This is a genomic window from Pseudomonas sp. A214, assembly GCF_900156295.1.
GTDB lineage: Bacteria > Pseudomonadota > Gammaproteobacteria > Pseudomonadales > Pseudomonadaceae > Aquipseudomonas > Aquipseudomonas rhizophila.
In genome coordinates, this window is sequence record NZ_LT707062.1 from 4,605,868 (window position 1) to 4,623,618 (window position 17,751).

Consider the following 17,751-nt stretch of genomic DNA (forward strand, 5'->3'; position numbering starts at 1 on the left):
GCGGCCTGGGCCTTCATGCTGCTTTACTGAAATTTATACGCGACACCGGGCGATGATTCGCGCAACCTGTCGCGCCATTGCCACTTGCCCGCGCGGAACAGCCCATGACACCCAATGCCGAGTTCTACAAACCCAGCACCGAATACGCTGACAAACTGATCAGCCAGATCGGCCAGACCCCGGCCTGGATCGCCAAGCGAATCGGCGTCACCGACAAGCGGATTCGCTACATCCTCGACGGCGAACGCACCGTCAAGGGCGAAACCACGCCGATACAGATGACCTACACCGAACAGTTCGCCCTCGAATGCCTGGCCGCTGCGGCCAAGGCCAGCAAGAAACAACCCCCGGCACCCAAGGAGTGACCATGGCGGCAACCGAACAGCAACATGAACGAGCGCTGGAAAAATTTCTCGATGCACGCCCCGACCTGCGCGTCGAGCTGGACAACCTCAACCCGCTGTTGGCCCAGGCCAAGGGCGAGACCGCCGCGCAGTATCGCGCCGAGCGCTTGCATGAAGCATTCGAAGCCGAGGCTGAGCACCAGGGCCTGTTCGCTTGGGAACTGACCCTGCAACTGACCGCCACCTCGCCTCAGGACTACGAAAACCAGCGCATGGAAGTCCACAAGGAGGTGGCGCAGATGGCGGGGATGGAGTGGGCGGAGTATTGCGAGTTGAATGGTCTCAAAAACCAAGGCTGAGTACTTCCTGTGGCGCTCGCCCCTTTCCTGGCAATCGCCCCCCCGTCCATAAAGCTTTATCATGGCCGCAGTTTTGCTGATCGGGTCTGTCATGAAGTTTGCCATCGCGTTGTTTTCCGCCGCCCATGCGCCCTCCTCGCGCCGCGCCCTGTTGTTTGCCCAGGCCGCGCTGGCCGGTGGGCATGAAATCGTGCGGCTGTTCTTCTATCAGGATGGCGTCTATAACGCTGCCGACAGCCTCGTAACGCCCCAGGATGAACAGGATCTGCCCCGACAGTGGCGCGCCTTTGTCAGCGACAACCAGCTCGACGGCGTGGTTTGCATCGCAGCGGCGTTGCGCCGTGGCGTGCTGAACGATGAAGAGGCGCAGCGCTACCAGCGTTCGGCGGTCAGCGTCGGCTCCCCTTGGGCCTTGTCCGGCCTGGGCCAGTTGCATGATGCGATCCAGGACGCCGACCGCTTGATCTGTTTCGGAGGCGCGTAATGGCCAAATCCTTGTTACTCATCAGCCGCCAGGCTCCCTGGTCGGGCCCCGGGGCCCGGGAAGCGCTGGACATCGTGCTGGCCGGCGGCGCGTTCGACCTGCCCATCGGCCTGCTGTTCCTCGACGACGGGGTCTTTCAGCTCGCCAACGGCCAGAACGCCAAGGCGCTCCAGCAAAAGGACCTGAGCGCGAACTTGCAGGCGTTGCCCATGTTTGGCGTCGAGGACCTCTACGTCTGCGCCGACAGTGCCGCCGAACGTGGCGTCGCAACCGCTAACCTGGCGCTGGACGAGCTGAAAATACTCAGCGCGCCGCAGATCGCCGCGCTCATTGATCGTTATGACCAGGTGATCACCCTCTGATGTCGACTTTGCATGTGTTGTCTCATTCCCCCTTCGGCGATAGCCGCTTCGCCAGTTGCCTGCGGGTACTGGGCGAGCCGGACGCACTGCTGCTGTGCGGCGACGCGACATACGCCTTGCGAGCCGCCACGGTGCCGTTTGCAGAACTGCAGCGCAGAGGCCTGAAGCTTTTCGTGCTTGGCGAAGACGCACAAGCCCGGGCCCTGGACATTCCGCAATGGGCCGAGGCCATCGACTACCCGGCGTTCGTCGCGCTATCGGTCCACCATGACAAGGTCAACACCTGGTTATGAACGTGCTGAACGTGGGCCAACGCGCCATTGCGCTGGACAAGGACGGCTACCTGGCCGATCTCAATGACTGGTCGGCCGAAGTCGCCACAGCCCTGGCGGCCGCCGAAGACATCGAATTGGGCCCCGAACACTGGGAGGTCCTCGAACTGCTGCGCGGCTTCTACGACGAATTCCAGCTCTCCCCCGCGACCCGGCCGCTGATCAAGTACACGGCGCTGAAACTGGGCGCCGACAAGGGCAACAGCCTGCACCTGAACCGATTGTTCAAAGGCACCCCCGCCAAACTCGCCGCCAAGCTGGCGGGCCTGCCCAAACCGACGAACTGCTTATGACCGACTTCCCACCGCTGACCCTTGAGACCCCGGCCGAACATCCGTTCGCCCAATTCGTGCGCATCCTCGGCAAAGGCAAGCGCGGCGCCCGTGACCTGACCCGCGAAGAAGCGCGGCAAGCCATGGGCATGGTGCTGGACGAGCAAGTCGAGGACACCCAGCTCGGCGCCTTCCTGATGCTATTGCGGCACAAGGAAGAAAGCGCCGAAGAAATGACCGGTTTTACCCAAGCCTTGCGTGAGCGCCTGCAGACCCCGGCGTTGGCGGTGGATCTGGACTGGCCGACCTACGCCGGCAAGAAGCGTCATTTACCGTGGTACCTGCTGGCAGCCAAATGCCTTGGGCAGAACGGTGTGCGGATTTTCATGCATGGCGGCGGCGCGCATACGGCGGGCCGGCTCTACACCGAGCAACTGCTTGGCTTCCTGAACATCCCTCTGTGCCGCGACTGGCAGCAGGTTGGCGCAGCGCTGGACGACGGTGGCCTGGCCTTCATGCCATTGGTGGACTGGGCACCGCAGATGCAACGGATGATCGACCTGCGCAACACCCTGGGCTTGCGTTCGCCGATCCATTCCCTGGCGCGGATCCTCAACCCCCTGGGCGCCCGTTGCGGGCTGCAAAGCATTTTCCATCCGGGCTACCAGGCGGTCCACCGCGATGCCAGCGGTTTGCTGGGAGACACCACCATCGTGATCAAGGGCGACGGTGGCGAGATCGAGATCAACCCGGACGCCGACAGCCACCTGTATGGCACCCGCGACGGTGTGAGCTGGGATGAGGAATGGCCGCGACTGGCCGAACAGCGCCACGTCAAACCGCAAAGCCTCGACCCTGAGCACCTCAAAGCCATCTGGCGAGGCGATGTTGAAGACAGCTACCCGCAACTGGCGCTGATCGCCACCATGGCCCTGGCCTTGCGCGGCCTGGGTCTGGCTCGGGAAGACGCGTTAGAGCAAGCCCGCCAATACTGGGCCGCGCGGGATCGATCGATTTAACCGATCATCAACGCCCAACCTTTGCGCTTTTTGTTCGAACCTATGGGAATAGACTCCTCTCCAACGTTTATTGGTAGAGGAGATCGAGATGGGTTTGTTAGTCGAAGGTCGCTGGCAGGACCAGTGGTATGAAAGCAAGGACGGCGCCTTCCAGCGTGAACAGGCGCAACGCCGCCATTGGATCACCGCCGACGGCAGCGCCGGCCCCACGGGCGACAGCGGATTTGCCGCCGAGTCCGGGCGCTACCATTTGTATGTATCCCTGGCCTGCCCCTGGGCCCACCGGACGCTGATCTATCGCAAGCTCAAAGGCCTGCAAGACCTGATCGATGTCTCGGTGGTCAGCTACCTGATGCTGGAAAACGGCTGGACCTTCGACAAGCGCCATGGCTCCACTGGCGACAAACTCGATCACCTGGATTTCCTGCACCAGCGCTACACCGCCGATACGCCGCACTACACCGGTCGCGTCACCGTGCCAGCGCTGTGGGACAAACGGCAACAACGCATCGTCAACAACGAATCAGCGGAAATCATCCGCATGTTCAACAGCGCCTTCGACGGCTTGACCGGAAACGACCTGGACCTCTACCCCGAGCACCTGCGCCACGATATCGATGCATTGAACGAACGCATTTACCCGGCAGTGAACAATGGCGTGTACCGCGCCGGGTTCGCCACCACTCAGGCAGCCTACGAAGAAGCGTTCGATGGTTTGTTCACTGAGCTGGACCGCTTGGAAGCATTGCTGCAAACCCGACGCTACCTGGCCGGTGAATACCTGACCGAAGCCGATATCCGCCTGTTCACCACCATCATCCGCTTTGACGCGGTGTATTTCGGCCATTTCAAATGCAACCTGCGGCGCATTGCGGATTATCCGAACCTGTCGAACTGGTTGCGGGAGTTGTACCAGTGGCCGGGGATTGCCGAGACTGTGGACTTCACCCATATCCAGCGCCATTACTACGGCAGCCACAAGACCATCAACCCCAACGGAATCGTGCCCAAGGGGCCGGAGCAGGACTTCAGGGTTGCCCATGATCGGGAGCGGTTGAGTGGGAAAGGGATTTGGCGGGGGGTTGAGAACTGATCCAGGATCTTTGTTGATTCTGAAGGCCAATCGCGAGCAGGCTCGCTCCCATATGTGATCGTTGTTCAACCATGAATCTGCGGTTGTACACGATCACTGTGGGAGCGAGCCTGCTCGCGATTGGAGCGACACGGTCTGTCTAGACCTGCCCCTGAGCCCCTTCAAACCACGCCAGTTTCTCGCGCAGTTGCACCACTTCCCCAACGATCACCAGGGTCGGTGCATGAACCTCATGCTCGGCCACCAGTTTCGGCAAATCTGCCAAGGTGCCGGTAAACACCCGCTGGTTGGAGGTGGTGCCTTGCTGGATCAGCGCCGCCGGTGTGTCCGCCGCGCGACCGTGCTTGATCAACTCGTCGCAGATGATCGGCAGCCCCACCAACCCCATGTAGAACACCAACGTCTGCGCCGGCGACACCAAGTCCGCCCACGGCAAGTCACTGGTGCCGTCCTTCAGATGACCGGTGATGAATCGCACCGACTGGGCATAATCGCGATGGGTCAGCGGGATCCCGGCGTAGGCCGCGCAGCCGCTGGCGGCGGTGATGCCCGGAACCACCTGGAACGGGATGCCATGGGCCGCCAGTTCTTCGATTTCTTCACCGCCACGGCCAAAGATGAACGGATCACCGCCCTTCAATCGCACCACACGTTTGCCTTGCCGGGCCAGATCGACCAATTGCTGGTTGATCTGCTCCTGGGGCACCGCGTGCTCTGAGCGACGCTTGCCGACGTAGATCCGCTCGGCGTCACGCCGGCACAGCTCAAGGATCGCCGGAGCCACCAGACGGTCGTAAAGCACCACGTCCGCCTGCTGCATCAGACGCAAGGCACGGAAGGTCAGCAGGTCCGGATCACCAGGGCCAGCGCCCACCAGATAGACTTCACCCGGTGCATTCGGCGCCTGGCCTGCAATCTTTTCACGCAACAGGCGCTCGGCCTCGGCGCCCTGCCCGGCCAACTGTCGATCAGCGATCGGCCCCTGGAACACCTCTTCCCAGAACGCCCGGCGTTGCTGCACATCCGGGAACAGCCCTTTGACCTGGCTGCGAAAACGCGCCGCCAGCCCGGCCAGTTGCCCATAGGTCGAAGGAATCCAGGTTTCCAGCTTGGCTCGGATCAACCGCGCCAGCACCGGCGCATCGCCGCCGCTGGACACCGCGATCACCAGCGGCGAGCGGTCGACAATCGCCGGGAAGATCACGCTGCACAGGGCCGGTGCGTCCACCACGTTGACCGGCACGCAACGCTTGTGGGCGTCGGCCGACACCTGGGCGTTGAGCGATTCGTCGTCGGTGGCGGCGATGATCAGGCCACAGCCGTCCAGGTCCGCTTCCACGTAGCCACGCAGGATGCATTCACCGCCGCTGCCACTGACCAGTTCCCGCAACTGCGGTTCGATATCGGGTGCGACCACCCGCAACAACGCGCCGGCATCGGCCAGCAGGCGAGACTTGCGCAAGGCAATCTCGCCGCCGCCGACCACCAGCACGCGGCTGCCGCGCAGGTTGTGGAACAGTGGCAAATAGTCCATTTAGCCGATGACCTCGATGCCGCCCATGTAGGGCTTCAACACCTCGGGCACACGGATCGAACCGTCGGCCTGCTGGTAGTTTTCCAGTACCGCCACCAGGGTGCGGCCCACGGCCAGGCCGGAGCCATTGAGGGTGTGGACCAGCTCCGGCTTGCCGGTTTCCGGGTTGCGGAAACGCGCCTGCATGCGGCGGGCCTGGAAATCGCCACAGTTGGAGCACGAAGAAATCTCGCGATACTTGTCCTGGCTCGGGATCCAGACTTCCAGGTCGTAAGTCTTCACCGCACTGAAGCCCATGTCGCCGGTGCACAGCGCCAGGGTGCGATATGGCAGCTCCAGCAGTTGCAAGACTTTCTCGGCGTTGGCGGTCAGGCTTTCCAGCGCTTGCATGGACACCGAGGGCTCGACGATCTGCACCATCTCGACCTTGTCGAACTGATGCTGACGGATCATGCCCCGGGTATCACGGCCCGATGCCCCGGCTTCACTGCGGAAACACGGTGTGTGGGCGACGAACTTGATGGGCAGTTGCTTGGCGTCGACGATCTCGCCAGCGACGATGTTGGTCAGCGACACTTCGGCGGTAGGGATCAGGTACAGGTCGGCCTCGCCTTCGCGGCTGATCTTGAACAGGTCTTCCTCGAACTTCGGCAACTGGCCAGTGCCCTGCAAGGCTGGCGCCTGAACCAGGTAAGGCGTGTAGGCTTCTTCGTAGCCGTGCTCGGTGACGTGCAGGTTGATCATGAACTGCGCCAGGGCGCGATGCAGACGGGCAATCGGCCCGCGCAACAAGGCAAAACGGGCGCCCGACAGCTTGGCGGCGGTTTCGAAATCGAGCCAGCCGAACTTCTCGCCCAGGGCGACGTGATCCTGCACCGGGAAATCGAAGACTTTGGGCGTGCCCCAACGGCGCACTTCGACGTTGCCGTCTTCATCTTCACCGACCGGGACCGATTCATGCGGCAGGTTGGGGATACCCAGCAGGATCGAATCCAGTTCGGTCTGGATCGCGTCCAGCTCGACCTTGCCAGCACTCAACTCACCCGCCATGCGCTCGACATCGGCCATCAGCGGTGCGATGTCTTCGCCGCGCTGCTTGGCCTGACCGATGGATTTGGAGCGCGCGTTACGTTCAGCCTGCAGGGCTTCGGTGCGGGTCTGGACGGTCTTGCGCTGTTCTTCCAGCGCTTCGATGCGCGCGACGTCCAGGGCGAAGCCACGGGATGCCAGGCGGTCCGCTACGTCCTGAAGGTTGCTACGTAACAGTTTGGAATCGAGCATGTCGGTCTCTCGTTATCAAAGTTTGGTCAGGGACAGGCCAGCCCAGGTGGCGAGCAGCCCGCCGAATACGCTGATGGCCGCGTAGCCCAGGGCCAGCGGCACCTGCCCGCTTTCCAGCAGGCGCACCGTATCCAGTGAAAAGGATGAAAAAGTCGTCAGGCCGCCAAGAAAGCCGACCAACAGCCCCGCGCGCACCTCGATGGGCACCTCGGGGCGAATCAAAAACAGACCGTATAGAACGCCGATCAGCAGACAGCCCACGATATTAACGGCCAGCGTGGCGGTATAGAAGTGCCGCGGCCAATTTGCGTTGACCCAATTGCCAGTCGCAAAGCGCAACAACGTGCCGGCAACGCCACCAGCAGAGACTGCGAGGATCAAGGGGATCAAGGTTTTCTCCGCTGCCTTGGACTCAGACGGTCCAGTTGTGCCAAATGATTGAGTTTCTCGCCGATCTTCAGTTCAAGGCCACGGGGCACCGGCTGATAGAACGGCTGGGGTTCGAGTTCTTCGGGAAAATAGTCTTCACCGGCGGCATAGGCGTCCGGTTCGTCGTGAGCGTAACGGTATTCATCGCCATAGCCCAATTGCTTCATCAGTTTGGTCGGCGCGTTGCGCAGGTGCAGCGGCACTTCCAGGGAGCCATGCTCGGTGGCGCTGCGCATCGCGGCCTTGAAGCCCATGTACACCGCATTGCTCTTTGGCGCGCAAGCCAGGTAGGTGATGGCCTGGGCCACGGCGAGTTCGCCTTCCGGGCTGCCGAGGCGCTCCTGCACATCCCAGGCGGCCAGGCACAGGCTCAGGGCGCGGGGATCGGCATTGCCGATGTCTTCGCTGGCCATGCGTACCACTCGACGCGCCAGGTACAGCGGATCGCAGCCGCCGTCGATCATGCGCGCAAACCAGTACAAGGCCGCGTCGGGGTTGGAGCCACGGATGGATTTGTGCAGCGCCGAAATCTGGTCGTAGAACGCCTCACCGCCCTTGTCGAAGCGTCTACGGGTATCGCCCAACAGGCTTTGCAGCAGTTCGACGCCAATCTCGCTGTTGTCTTCGGCCAGGTCCGAGGCGTTTTCCAGCAGGTTGAGCAAGCGCCGGCCATCGCCATCGGCGGCCGAAAACAGGATCTGGAAGCCTTCGTCGCTGAGGCTCAACTGGCGTTTGCCCAGGCCGCGTTCCTCGGTCAGCGCCCGGTGCACCAACTTGCGCATCGCCGCCTCGTCGAGGCTCTTGAGCACATAGACCCGCGCCCGGGACAGCAAGGCGTTATTGAGTTCGAACGAAGGGTTTTCGGTGGTCGCGCCAATGAAGATCAGCGTCCCGTCTTCGACGTAGGGCAGGAACGCGTCCTGCTGCGACTTGTTGAAACGGTGCACTTCATCGACAAACAGGATGGTGCGCTTGCCGTATTGCCCGGCCTGTTGCTTGGCGACTTCCACCGCCTGGCGGATTTCCTTGACCCCGGCCAGCACTGCCGAAACCGTCTCGAAATGGGCATCCGAGACTTCGGCCAACAGCCGCGCCAGGGTGGTCTTGCCCACGCCCGGCGGGCCCCAGAAAATCATCGAATGCAGCGCGCCCTGCTCCAGCGCTTCGCGCAGAGGCTTGCCGCGAGCGAGCACATGCTCCTGGCCGACGTACTCATCCAGGTTGGTCGCGCGCAGGCGGGCGGCCAATGGCTGGGCAATCGGGGCGCTTCGAAACAGGTCCATCACTACTTATGCAACCTCCGCTGGGTCCTGGTGCCGATCCTCTCTACCGGAGCAGATCTGTGGGAGCATCTGTGGGAGCAAGGCTTGCCCGCGATACAGACACCTCGGTGCGTCTGGTAGACCGAGGCGATGCAATCGCGGGCAAGCCTTGCTCCCACAAGCCTTGCTCCCACAGGCCATTTCCGACAGGGGCTTTATGTTTACTCCTGGATCACGTCCGCACCCTTGGGGATGTCGAACTTGAACTTGGACGCAGCGATCGGCTCGTTGGCCTTGACCCCGGTGAACAGGATATTGGTACGCTGACCGACACTGTCGATCAGTTGCATGTCGTTGACCAGACCGTTGCGAAAGGACAGGCGCAGGCTGTCGAACAGGCTGTCCCGGGTCTTGGGCTTGAGGGTGAAGTCAATCACGCCACCGGCCTCTTTGGAGCTGATGTCGAAACTCTGGCTGATCTTGGAAACATCGCCGGAGAGCAGCAACGCCGGGGTCTGGGTCAGGCGCTGGTCCAGGGTCTTGATGGTGACCTGTTCCAGGTCCGGGTCCCACAGCGAGACTTTCTTGCCATCGGAAACCATCAGTTGTTCAGCCGGTGCATCGGTGTGCCAATAGAACAGGCCCGGACGCTGCAAGGCCATCTCACCGGCGGTTTCCTGCAACTGGGTACCACTGCCGTCGAGGGTCAGTTGGGAGAAGCGAGCGGTCAGGGTCTGGGAACGTTCCAGCAACTGGGTCAGGCGGGCCACGTCCTTTTCATCGGCATGGGCCGACAAGGTGGTCAGGGCCAGTACGGGCAACAGCAACATGCGAATCAGGCGCATGGGAGTCCTCTTGAAGTCGTGGGAGGTCGAGCGGCGTGTCGCCAGGCCGCTCAGGTCATTAATCGCGCATCGGGCCCGGCGCCAGTACTTCGCGCGAACCGTTGGTGTTCATCGCCGTCACGACCCCGGCCATTTCCATGGCCTCGATCATGCGTGCGGCACGGTTGTAGCCGATCTTGAGCTTGCGCTGAACGGCGGAAATCGAGGCCCGGCGGCTTTCCAGGACGAACTGCACCGCTTCGTCATAGAGCGCATCGGTTTCGGCATCGTCATCGCCACCACCGCTGCTGCCCTCAAAGCCGCTGCCGGCTTCCTCGACACCGTTGAGGATGTCGTCGTTGTATTCAGGGGCGCCACGCAGTTTCCAGGCTTCAACGACCCGGTGCACTTCATCGTCGGACACGAACGCACCGTGCACACGAATCGGCAGGCTGGTGCCCGGCGGCATGTAGAGCATGTCACCGTGGCCCAGCAACTGCTCGGCGCCACCCTGGTCGATGATGGTCCGCGAGTCGATCTTGCTCGACACCTGGAACGCCATGCGGGTCGGAATGTTGGCCTTGATCAGGCCGGTGATCACGTCCACCGACGGCCGCTGCGTCGCGAGAATCAGGTGGATACCAGCGGCACGGGCCTTCTGGGCGATCCGGGCGATCAGTTCTTCGACCTTTTTGCCGACGATCATCATCATGTCGGCGAATTCGTCCACCACCACCACGATGGTCGGCAGCTTGTGCAGCAGCGGCGCTTCGTCGTGGATGTTCTCGCGGTGGTACAGCGGGTCGCTCAACGGCGTACCGGCCTCTTCGGCCTCCTTGACCTTGGCATTGAAGCCCGACAGGTTACGCACGCCCATCTTCGCCATCAGCTTGTAGCGGCGCTCCATCTCGGCGACGCTCCAGCGCAGGGCGTTGGCGGCGTCCTTCATGTCGGTCACCACCGGGCACAGCAGGTGCGGAATGCCTTCATAGATCGACAGCTCGAGCATTTTCGGGTCGATCATGATCAGCTTGGCGTCTTCCGGGCCGGACTTGAACAGGATCGACAGGATCATCGCGTTCACACCCACCGACTTACCGGAACCGGTGGTACCGGCCACCAGCAGGTGCGGCATTTTCGCCAGGTCAGTGATGACAGGCTTGCCGCCGATGTCATGGCCCAGGGCGAGGGTGACCGGCGACTTGTGGTTGTCGTATTCAGGGGTGGAGAGCACTTCGGAGAAGCGCACGATCTGCCGGTCTTCGTTGGGAATCTCGATGCCCACGGTGGTCTTGCCGGGAATCACTTCCACTACCCGCACGCTGGTCACGGCCAGAGAACGTGCCAGGTCCTTGGCCAGGTTGGCGATACGGCTGACCTTCACGCCGGCGGCCGGCTGGATTTCGTAACGGGTAATCACCGGGCCCGGGTGGATCGAATCCACCGAGACCTCGACGCCGAACTCCTTGAGCTTGATTTCCAGCAGGTGACCGACGGCCGCCAGGGATTCGGGGGAATAGTTGAGCTGTTTCTTTTCGGCCGGGTCCAGGATCGAGATCGGCGGCAAGGTGCCTTCCACCGCGCTGTCAACGAACAGCGGCGCCTGTTTCTCTTTCTGCACGCGCTTGCTCTGCTCCGGCGCCTTGGCCGGAGCCATGGTGATGACCGGCGGCACCTGTTTCTCGCGCTCGGACATGTGCTTGCTCAGGGCCTGTTCACGTTCGATCAGGCGTTCCTTGACCTTGGCCTGCTCGCGCTTGTCCGTGACGGTCGGGGCCACCACGTCGTGGACGCGGTCATCCACCTCGCGCAGTTGCGCCACCAGTTGCTTGCGCTCGGTGCGCGCCGCCCACCAGCGATTCATCGCTCCCTGGATCAGCTCGATCAGGTCCAGGGTGATCTTGCCGGTGACATCCATCACCTTGAACCATGACAAATCGGTGAACACCGTCAGGCCGAACAGGAACAGGGCGATGAACAGCAGCGTACTGCCCTGGATGTTCAGGGCGTTCTTGGCCAGCTCGCCAAGACTTTCCCCCAGCGCACCGCCCGCTCCGGCCGGCAGGCCGGTGGGTGCGTGAAAATGGATATGGGCCAGCGCGGCGCCCGACAGCACCAGGAACACCAGGCCGATCAGGCGCCAGGAAAACAGCCAGCCACTCCACTGCCAGGGCTCGTGGCGTTGACGGAAAATCTGATAGGCCTTGATCGCCAGCAAAAGCGGAAAGATGTAGGCGAAATAGCCCAGCACCATGAACAGGATGTCAGCGCTGTAGGAACCGGCCGGACCGCCGAAATTCTGCACATCGTCGATCTTGCTGTTGTGGCTCCAGCCCGGATCGTCCTTGCCATAGGTCAGCAAGGCCATCATCAGGAACAGGCACAAGGCGCCGATGGCGATCAACGCACCTTCCTTGAGCCGGTAGTGCAATTGCTGGCGCCAGAGCGGAACGACTGTTTTAGGTGCTGCGGTGGATTTCTTCAAAACGCTTCTTTTCCTGCGCCAAAGGCGCGTCCATCTGTTGAATGACTATAAAAAACTGCTCATCACGAGCAGGCAAAAAAGTGAATGTGCACAACCGGTACTACTTTTACCACTGTGACGTGCATCCAGAAAACCGCAGGTGTTGCCGAAGATTTTGATCTTTTGCCTCTCCTGCGTTCAAAACTCAAGCATTGTACGGGTTTGTCAGCCCCAAGGCATTGTCCGCACGATGGGCTACAGCATAGCCAAAAACCAGCTGTGTTGGCGTCAATTGGAGCATGCATTCTCTTTCGTGACAAAGGCTTATGAGGTGTTTTTATGAGCGAAGTGAAGCATTCACGCCTGATCATTCTCGGTTCCGGCCCTGCGGGATACAGCGCCGCTGTCTATGCCGCCCGTGCCAACCTCAAACCCGTTGTCATTACTGGCCTGCAGGCCGGTGGCCAGCTCACCACCACTGTCGAAGTCGACAATTGGCCCGGCGATGTCGAGGGTTTGACCGGTCCAGTGCTGATGAAACGCATGCAACGCCACGCCGAACGCTTCGACACGCAGATCGTCTACGACCATATCCACACCGCCAAGTTGCAACAGCGCCCTTTCGAACTCATCGGCGACAGCGGCACCTACACCTGCGACGCGCTGATTATCGCCACTGGCGCTTCAGCCCAATACCTGGGCCTGGCCTCAGAGCAGACCTTCGCCGGCAGGGGCGTTTCCGCCTGTGCAACCTGCGACGGATTCTTTTACCGCAATCAGGTAGTGGCGGTGGTCGGCGGTGGTAATACGGCGGTTGAGGAGGCTTTGTACCTGTCCAACATCGCCCGTGAGGTACACCTGATTCACCGCCGGGACAAACTGCGCGCAGAGAAAATACTGCAGGACAAGCTGTTCGAAAAAGCCCGCAACGGCAATGTGAAGCTGCACTGGAAGCAGAATCTGGATGAAGTGCTGGGCGATGCAAGCGGCGTCACCGGCGCGCGTCTGCGCCAAAGTGAGACCGGCCAGACCAGCACCTTGTCCCTGGCCGGCGTGTTTATCGCTATCGGCCATCAACCCAACACCGAGCTGTTCCAGGGCCAACTGACAATGCGCGACGGCTACCTGATCGTCCGCGGCGGCAGCGAGGGCAATGCCACTGCAACCGATATCGAAGGCGTGTTCGCCGCCGGCGACGTGGCCGATCACGTGTATCGACAGGCCATTACATCGGCCGGCGCCGGTTGCATGGCCGCACTCGACGCCGAGAAGTATCTCGATGACATTCCGGTGGTTTGACGGTTAACCTTTAGGCGGCCTCTTGTCTGCGCACAAGACCCGCCCTCCCCTTCTGCAAGCCCGGATGACCATGCTGACTTGGCTACAACGCAACACGTTCGATTTTCCGCCACTGGCCAAAGCCCTGAGCGACCCCAATGGCTTGCTGGCCGCCGGTGGCGACCTGTCCGCCGATCGGCTGATCCGGGCCTATCGCCACGGCTGTTTCCCGTGGTTCTCCGAAGGCCAGCCGATCTTGTGGTGGTCACCGGATCCACGCACCGTATTGTTTCCCGACGAACTGCATGTATCGCGCAGCCTGGGCAAGCTCCTGCGCAAGCAACGCTATGCCGTGACGTTCGACAAGGACTTTGCCGCTGTCATCGAGGCCTGCGCCGCGCCCCGGGACTATGCTGACGGCACCTGGATCACCGAGGCCATGCAAACCGCCTATCTGGAGCTGCATCGACGCGGTTTCGCCCATTCAGTGGAGGTATGGGACCAGGGTATATTGGTGGGCGGCCTGTATGGCCTGGCCATGGGGCAGCTGTTTTTTGGCGAGTCCATGTTCAGTCGGGCCGATAACGCCTCGAAATTCGGCTTCGCCACCCTGGTCCAACATCTCAAAGCGGCCGGTTTCGTGCTGATCGACTGCCAAATGCCCACCGAACACTTGCACAGCCTCGGCGCCCGGTCGATCCCAAGGGCTGAGTTTGCCGGCTACCTCAAGGCGCATCTGGACCAGCCCAACCACGCAACCTGGGTTTGCTGAGCGACAATGGCGCTCCTGGCTTACACTTAATCCAAAGCTTACTCCCGAGGGTTGATCATGACCGAGTTGGCGCGCTTGAAGTTTTATGCCACTCAACCCCACTCTTGCAGTTACCTGCCCGAGGAGCAGGCCACGACGCTGTTCCTCGACCCTAGCCAGCCCATGGATGTGCATGTCTACGCAGATCTGTCGGAGATGGGCTTCCGTCGCAGCGGCGATCATCTCTACCGGCCCCATTGCCAACATTGCAATGCGTGCGTGCCGGCGCGCATTCCCGTGGCTCAGTTTGTACCCAATCGCCAGCAGAAGCGGATTTTCAAGCGCAACGCCGACCTGCAGGTCCGGCCAGCCAAGCCGCAGTTCAGCGAGGAGTATTTCGATCTTTACCAGCGCTACATCGAGCAGCGCCACGCCGACGGCGACATGTACCCGCCCAGTCGTGATCAGTTTTCGACCTTTCTGGTCCGCGACCTGCCCTTTTCCCGCTTCTATGAGTTCCGCCTCGAAGGGCGACTGGTGGCCATCGCCGTCACAGACCTGCTGCCCAACGGGCTTTCGGCGGTGTACACCTTCTATGAGCCCGACGAAGAACGGCGCAGTCTGGGGCGTTTTGCCATCCTCTGGCAGATCAACGAAGCCCGGCGCCTCGGGCTGGAAGCGGTGTACTTGGGCTACTGGATCAAAAACTGCAAAAAAATGAATTACAAGACCCAATATCGCCCCATCGAATTGCTGATTAACCAGAGATGGGTCGTCCTCAGTTAGAACCCCTTGGCTTAAACCCCCTTTTTCGGGCACAATGCACGCCGCTTTTGCCTGGCGCAGTTGCACCGGGCCATTCACTGGATACCGAGGGCTTTACTGCATGTCGAAAGAAGACAGCTTCGAAATGGAAGGCACTGTCGTCGACACCCTGCCCAACACCATGTTTCGTGTGGAGTTGGAAAATGGGCACGTCGTAACCGCGCACATCTCCGGCAAGATGCGCAAGAACTACATTCGTATTCTTACCGGTGACAAAGTGCGCGTCGAGCTGACGCCCTATGACTTGAGCAAAGGGCGCATCACTTACCGCGCTCGCTAACAAGTCAATACAAAACGCCCGGCTGATGCCGGGCGTTTTTGTTTGTCCGCGCCAATAATCACCTCACAACCCTGGGGGAGCGAGCCTGCTCGCGATGAGGCCGGCGCATTCGACATTACAGCCAACTGACCCACCGCTTTCGCGAGCAGGCTCGCTCCCCCAGGAAATTTGTGGCGGATACAAATCCTGCAGTTATCCAGACCCGGAGGGGCCAGGTGTTTCTGAAGTCAGCAAAAAGGCGCCTTTCGGCGCCTTTTGCTTTTCCTGCGTGTAACGATCAGGCCATTTCAGCCGTGGTTTCGAAGTCGAAGGTCAGCTCGCCATCCTTGATGTCGATGTGGACCACACCGCCATGTTCGGCCAGTTCGCCAAAGAGGATCTCCTCCGCCAGTGGACGCTTGATCTTGTCCTGGATCAGGCGAGCCATCGGCCGTGCCCCCATCGTCACATCGTAACCACCGGCCGCCAGCCAACTGCGGGCCGCATCGGTGACTTCCAGCAGCACACGCTTGTCTTCGAGCTGCGCCTGAAGTTCGGTAAGGAACTTGTCCACCACACTCTTGATGACCTCATGGCTGAGGCGACCAAACTGGATAATGGTGTCCAGGCGGTTGCGGAATTCAGGCGTGAAGCTCTTCTTGATCACTTCCATCGCATCGGACGAATGGTCCTGATGGGTGAAACCGATCGAAGCGCGAGCCGCGGTTTCGGCGCCGGCGTTGGTGGTCATGATGATGATCACATTGCGGAAATCCGCCTTGCGCCCATTGTTGTCGGTAAGCGTACCGTGATCCATGACCTGCAGGAGCAGGTTGAAGACTTCCGGATGCGCCTTCTCGATTTCATCGAGCAAGAGCACGCAATGCGGCTGCTTGGTGATGGCCTCGGTCAGCAGGCCGCCCTGGTCGAAACCGACATATCCCGGAGGCGCACCAATCAGACGCGATACGGTGTGACGCTCCATGTACTCGGACATGTCGAAGCGAACCAGCTCGATCCCCATCGCCTTGGCCAATTGCCGTGCGGCCTCGGTCTTGCCGACACCGGTGGGACCTGCGAACAGGAAAGAACCCACTGGTTTGTCCGGCGACTTGAGTCCGGCGCGAGACAACTTGATGGCGGTGGACAGCGAATCGATGGCTGCATCCTGACCGAACACGGTCAGCTTCAGGTCACGCTCCAGATTACGCAGCAGCTCCTTGTCGGAACTGGTGACGTGCTTGGGCGGAATCCGCGCGATTTTCGCCACGATGTCTTCGACCTGTGGCACTTCGATGCGCTTGACGCGCTTCTCCACTGGCTGAAGCCGCTGATAGGCACCCGCCTCGTCGATAACATCAATGGCCTTGTCCGGCATATGCCGGTCATTGATATAGCGCGAGGCCAGCTCAGCAGCGGCGCGCAGGGCTTCATCGCTGTATTCGATATTGTGGTGCAGTTCGAAACGCCCCTTCAGCCCACGCAGGATACCGATGGTGTCTTCCACCGAAGGCTCCGACACATCGACTTTCTGGAAACGCCGGGCCAGGGCACGGTCTTTTTCGAAGATCCCGCGAAATTCCTGGAACGTGGTCGAACCGATGCAACGGATATCACCCGAAGACAGCAGCGGCTTGAGCAGGTTCGAGGCATCCATGACGCCACCGGACGCAGCACCGGCACCAATGATGGTGTGGATTTCGTCGATGAACAGGATCGCCTGCGGACGCTTTTTCAGCTCGCCCAGCAATGCCTTGAAGCGCTTCTCGAAATCACCGCGGTACTTGGTGCCCGCCAGCAAGGCCCCCAGATCGAGGGAATACACCACACTGTTGGCAAGCAGGTCCGGCACCTGGTTATCAACGATGCGCTTGGCCAGGCCTTCGGCGATCGCAGTCTTGCCCACGCCCGCCTCGCCCACCAGCAGCGGATTGTTCTTGCGGCGTCGGGCCAGGATCTGCGCGACCCGCTCGACTTCCGCCTCGCGTCCGACCAGTGGATCGATACGCCCCTGGCGCGCCAGTTCATTCAGATTGCTGGCATAGGCGTCCAGCGGATTGCCCGAAGAAGAAGACTCACCGCCCTCGTCATCCTGCATATCCTGTTCACCTTCGGAGTGATCGCCGTGCCCAGGTACCTTGGAAATGCCATGGGCGATGTAATTGACGACATCGATGCGCGCAACACTCTGCTGCTTGAGCAGGAAAACCGCCTGGCTTTCCTGTTCGCTGAAGATGGCGACCAGCACGTTGGCGCCGGTCACTTCACGCTTACCCGAGCTCTGTACATGAAAGACAGCACGCTGCAGGACACGCTGGAAGCCCAGGGTTGGCTGGGTTTCGCGATCCTCGTCATGAACGGGGATCAATGGCGTGGTGGAGTCGATGAACTCCTGCAAATCATGCTTGAGTTTATCGAGGTTTGCGCCGCAGGCACGCAAAACGGTGGCGGCAGCCTCGTTATCCAATAGGGCCAGCAGCAGGTGCTCGACGGTCATGAATTCATGACGCTTCGAACGAGCCTCCTTGAAGGCAAGATTGAGGGTGACTTCGAGCTCGCGGTTTAACATAGCTTCACCT

19 protein-coding genes are annotated in these 17,751 nt (G+C 61.0%); 12 read left to right on the plus strand and 7 right to left on the minus strand.

From position 1 onward, the window contains the following. Positions 1-104 precede the first annotated feature (104 nt). The 8 genes from BW979_RS20560 to BW979_RS20595 all read left to right on the plus strand — a co-directional run bounded on the left by BW979_RS20560 (position 105) and on the right by BW979_RS20595 (position 4,265). The gene (locus BW979_RS20560) at positions 105-365 is read left to right on the plus strand and encodes a hypothetical protein (protein WP_047227706.1); all 261 of its coding nucleotides are present in this window, start codon (positions 105-107) and stop codon (positions 363-365) included. 2 nt (positions 366-367) lie between these two features. After that, the gene (locus BW979_RS20565) at positions 368-703 is read left to right on the plus strand and encodes a DUF6388 family protein (RefSeq protein ID WP_076385463.1); all 336 of its coding nucleotides are present in this window, start codon (positions 368-370) and stop codon (positions 701-703) included. A 91-nt stretch (positions 704-794) separates the two neighbouring features. After that, positions 795-1,187 (plus strand): sulfurtransferase complex subunit TusD, encoded by a 393-nt coding sequence (gene tusD / locus BW979_RS20570; RefSeq protein ID WP_076386709.1) that lies wholly within the window; start codon positions 795-797, stop codon positions 1,185-1,187. Then, on the plus strand, positions 1,187-1,549 hold the full coding sequence (tusC, locus tag BW979_RS20575; protein ID WP_076385465.1) for a sulfurtransferase complex subunit TusC: 363 nt from the start codon (positions 1,187-1,189) through the stop codon (positions 1,547-1,549). Before tusD ends, tusC begins: the two co-directional genes overlap by 1 nt. Further along, positions 1,549-1,842, plus strand: coding sequence for a sulfurtransferase complex subunit TusB (tusB, locus tag BW979_RS20580; RefSeq protein WP_076385467.1), 294 nt, complete (start codon positions 1,549-1,551; stop codon positions 1,840-1,842). The genes tusC and tusB overlap by 1 nt, the downstream gene beginning before the upstream one ends. Next, entirely contained in the window at positions 1,839-2,174 is a 336-nt protein-coding gene (locus tag BW979_RS20585) for a TusE/DsrC/DsvC family sulfur relay protein (RefSeq protein ID WP_076385469.1), read from the plus strand. Before tusB ends, BW979_RS20585 begins: the two co-directional genes overlap by 4 nt. Then, a complete protein-coding gene (locus BW979_RS20590; RefSeq protein ID WP_076385471.1) occupies positions 2,171-3,172 on the plus strand; it encodes a glycosyl transferase family protein in 1,002 nt (333 codons plus the stop codon). Before BW979_RS20585 ends, BW979_RS20590 begins: the two co-directional genes overlap by 4 nt. A gap of 88 nt (positions 3,173-3,260) precedes the next feature. Continuing rightward, positions 3,261-4,265: a glutathione S-transferase family protein gene (locus tag BW979_RS20595; protein ID WP_076385473.1), complete on the plus strand. Its 1,005-nt coding sequence runs from the start codon at positions 3,261-3,263 to the stop codon at positions 4,263-4,265. Positions 4,266-4,404: 139 nt separating this feature from the next. Here the strand turns inward: BW979_RS20595 and cysG are convergent, their stop codons facing one another. From cysG to BW979_RS20625, 6 genes are all read right to left on the minus strand, one after another. Then, complete coding sequence (gene cysG, locus BW979_RS20600; RefSeq protein WP_076385475.1) at positions 4,405-5,799, minus strand: siroheme synthase CysG; 1,395 nt, start codon at positions 5,797-5,799, stop codon at positions 4,405-4,407. Continuing rightward, a complete protein-coding gene (gene serS / locus BW979_RS20605) occupies positions 5,800-7,080 on the minus strand; it encodes a serine--tRNA ligase (RefSeq protein ID WP_047227714.1) in 1,281 nt (426 codons plus the stop codon). A gap of 15 nt (positions 7,081-7,095) precedes the next feature. After that, entirely contained in the window at positions 7,096-7,470 is a 375-nt protein-coding gene (crcB, locus tag BW979_RS20610) for a fluoride efflux transporter CrcB (protein WP_047227715.1), read from the minus strand. Next, on the minus strand, positions 7,467-8,792 hold the full coding sequence (locus tag BW979_RS20615) for a replication-associated recombination protein A (protein WP_047227716.1): 1,326 nt from the start codon (positions 8,790-8,792) through the stop codon (positions 7,467-7,469). The genes crcB and BW979_RS20615 overlap by 4 nt, the downstream gene beginning before the upstream one ends. Positions 8,793-8,992: 200 nt before the next feature. Beyond that, positions 8,993-9,616 carry an outer membrane lipoprotein chaperone LolA gene (gene lolA / locus BW979_RS20620; protein ID WP_047227717.1) on the minus strand — a complete coding sequence of 208 codons (624 nt, stop codon included), beginning with the start codon at positions 9,614-9,616 and terminating at the stop codon, positions 8,993-8,995. Between the two features lie 58 nt (positions 9,617-9,674). After that, a complete protein-coding gene (locus BW979_RS20625) occupies positions 9,675-12,080 on the minus strand; it encodes a DNA translocase FtsK (protein WP_076385477.1) in 2,406 nt (801 codons plus the stop codon). Between the two features lie 318 nt (positions 12,081-12,398). Here BW979_RS20625 and trxB point away from each other — a divergent pair, with 318 nt between their 5' ends. The 4 genes from trxB to infA all read left to right on the plus strand — a co-directional run bounded on the left by trxB (position 12,399) and on the right by infA (position 15,193). Next, positions 12,399-13,358 (plus strand): thioredoxin-disulfide reductase, encoded by a 960-nt coding sequence (trxB, locus tag BW979_RS20630; RefSeq protein ID WP_076385479.1) that lies wholly within the window; start codon positions 12,399-12,401, stop codon positions 13,356-13,358. Positions 13,359-13,428: 70 nt separating this feature from the next. Next, entirely contained in the window at positions 13,429-14,109 is a 681-nt protein-coding gene (gene aat / locus BW979_RS20635; RefSeq protein ID WP_047227754.1) for a leucyl/phenylalanyl-tRNA--protein transferase, read from the plus strand. A gap of 57 nt (positions 14,110-14,166) precedes the next feature. Then, a complete protein-coding gene (locus BW979_RS20640) occupies positions 14,167-14,874 on the plus strand; it encodes an arginyltransferase (protein ID WP_047227720.1) in 708 nt (235 codons plus the stop codon). 100 nt (positions 14,875-14,974) lie between these two features. Beyond that, positions 14,975-15,193 carry a translation initiation factor IF-1 gene (gene infA / locus BW979_RS20645; RefSeq protein WP_002553999.1) on the plus strand — a complete coding sequence of 73 codons (219 nt, stop codon included), beginning with the start codon at positions 14,975-14,977 and terminating at the stop codon, positions 15,191-15,193. Positions 15,194-15,470: 277 nt separating this feature from the next. Here the strand turns inward: infA and clpA are convergent, their stop codons facing one another. After that, a complete protein-coding gene (clpA, locus tag BW979_RS20650; protein WP_047227721.1) occupies positions 15,471-17,741 on the minus strand; it encodes an ATP-dependent Clp protease ATP-binding subunit ClpA in 2,271 nt (756 codons plus the stop codon). Positions 17,742-17,751 lie beyond the last annotated feature (10 nt).

Coding starts and splice junctions, on each gene's coding strand:
- trxB (WP_076385479.1), top strand. CDS start 12,399: ATGAGCGAAGTGAAGCATTCACGCCTGATCATTCTCGGTTCCGGCCCT.
- BW979_RS20565 (WP_076385463.1), top strand. CDS start 368: ATGGCGGCAACCGAACAGCAACATGAACGAGCGCTGGAAAAATTTCTC.
- serS (WP_047227714.1), bottom strand. CDS start 7,080: ATGCTCGATTCCAAACTGTTACGTAGCAACCTTCAGGACGTAGCGGAC.
- BW979_RS20590 (WP_076385471.1), top strand. CDS start 2,171: ATGACCGACTTCCCACCGCTGACCCTTGAGACCCCGGCCGAACATCCG.
- BW979_RS20615 (WP_047227716.1), bottom strand. CDS start 8,792: ATGGACCTGTTTCGAAGCGCCCCGATTGCCCAGCCATTGGCCGCCCGC.
- BW979_RS20560 (WP_047227706.1), top strand. CDS start 105: ATGACACCCAATGCCGAGTTCTACAAACCCAGCACCGAATACGCTGAC.
- clpA (WP_047227721.1), bottom strand. CDS start 17,741: ATGTTAAACCGCGAGCTCGAAGTCACCCTCAATCTTGCCTTCAAGGAG.
- BW979_RS20595 (WP_076385473.1), top strand. CDS start 3,261: ATGGGTTTGTTAGTCGAAGGTCGCTGGCAGGACCAGTGGTATGAAAGC.
- lolA (WP_047227717.1), bottom strand. CDS start 9,616: ATGCGCCTGATTCGCATGTTGCTGTTGCCCGTACTGGCCCTGACCACC.
- BW979_RS20640 (WP_047227720.1), top strand. CDS start 14,167: ATGACCGAGTTGGCGCGCTTGAAGTTTTATGCCACTCAACCCCACTCT.
- tusB (WP_076385467.1), top strand. CDS start 1,549: ATGTCGACTTTGCATGTGTTGTCTCATTCCCCCTTCGGCGATAGCCGC.
- tusD (WP_076386709.1), top strand. CDS start 795: ATGAAGTTTGCCATCGCGTTGTTTTCCGCCGCCCATGCGCCCTCCTCG.
- tusC (WP_076385465.1), top strand. CDS start 1,187: ATGGCCAAATCCTTGTTACTCATCAGCCGCCAGGCTCCCTGGTCGGGC.
- BW979_RS20585 (WP_076385469.1), top strand. CDS start 1,839: ATGAACGTGCTGAACGTGGGCCAACGCGCCATTGCGCTGGACAAGGAC.
- cysG (WP_076385475.1), bottom strand. CDS start 5,799: ATGGACTATTTGCCACTGTTCCACAACCTGCGCGGCAGCCGCGTGCTG.
- infA (WP_002553999.1), top strand. CDS start 14,975: ATGTCGAAAGAAGACAGCTTCGAAATGGAAGGCACTGTCGTCGACACC.
- aat (WP_047227754.1), top strand. CDS start 13,429: ATGCTGACTTGGCTACAACGCAACACGTTCGATTTTCCGCCACTGGCC.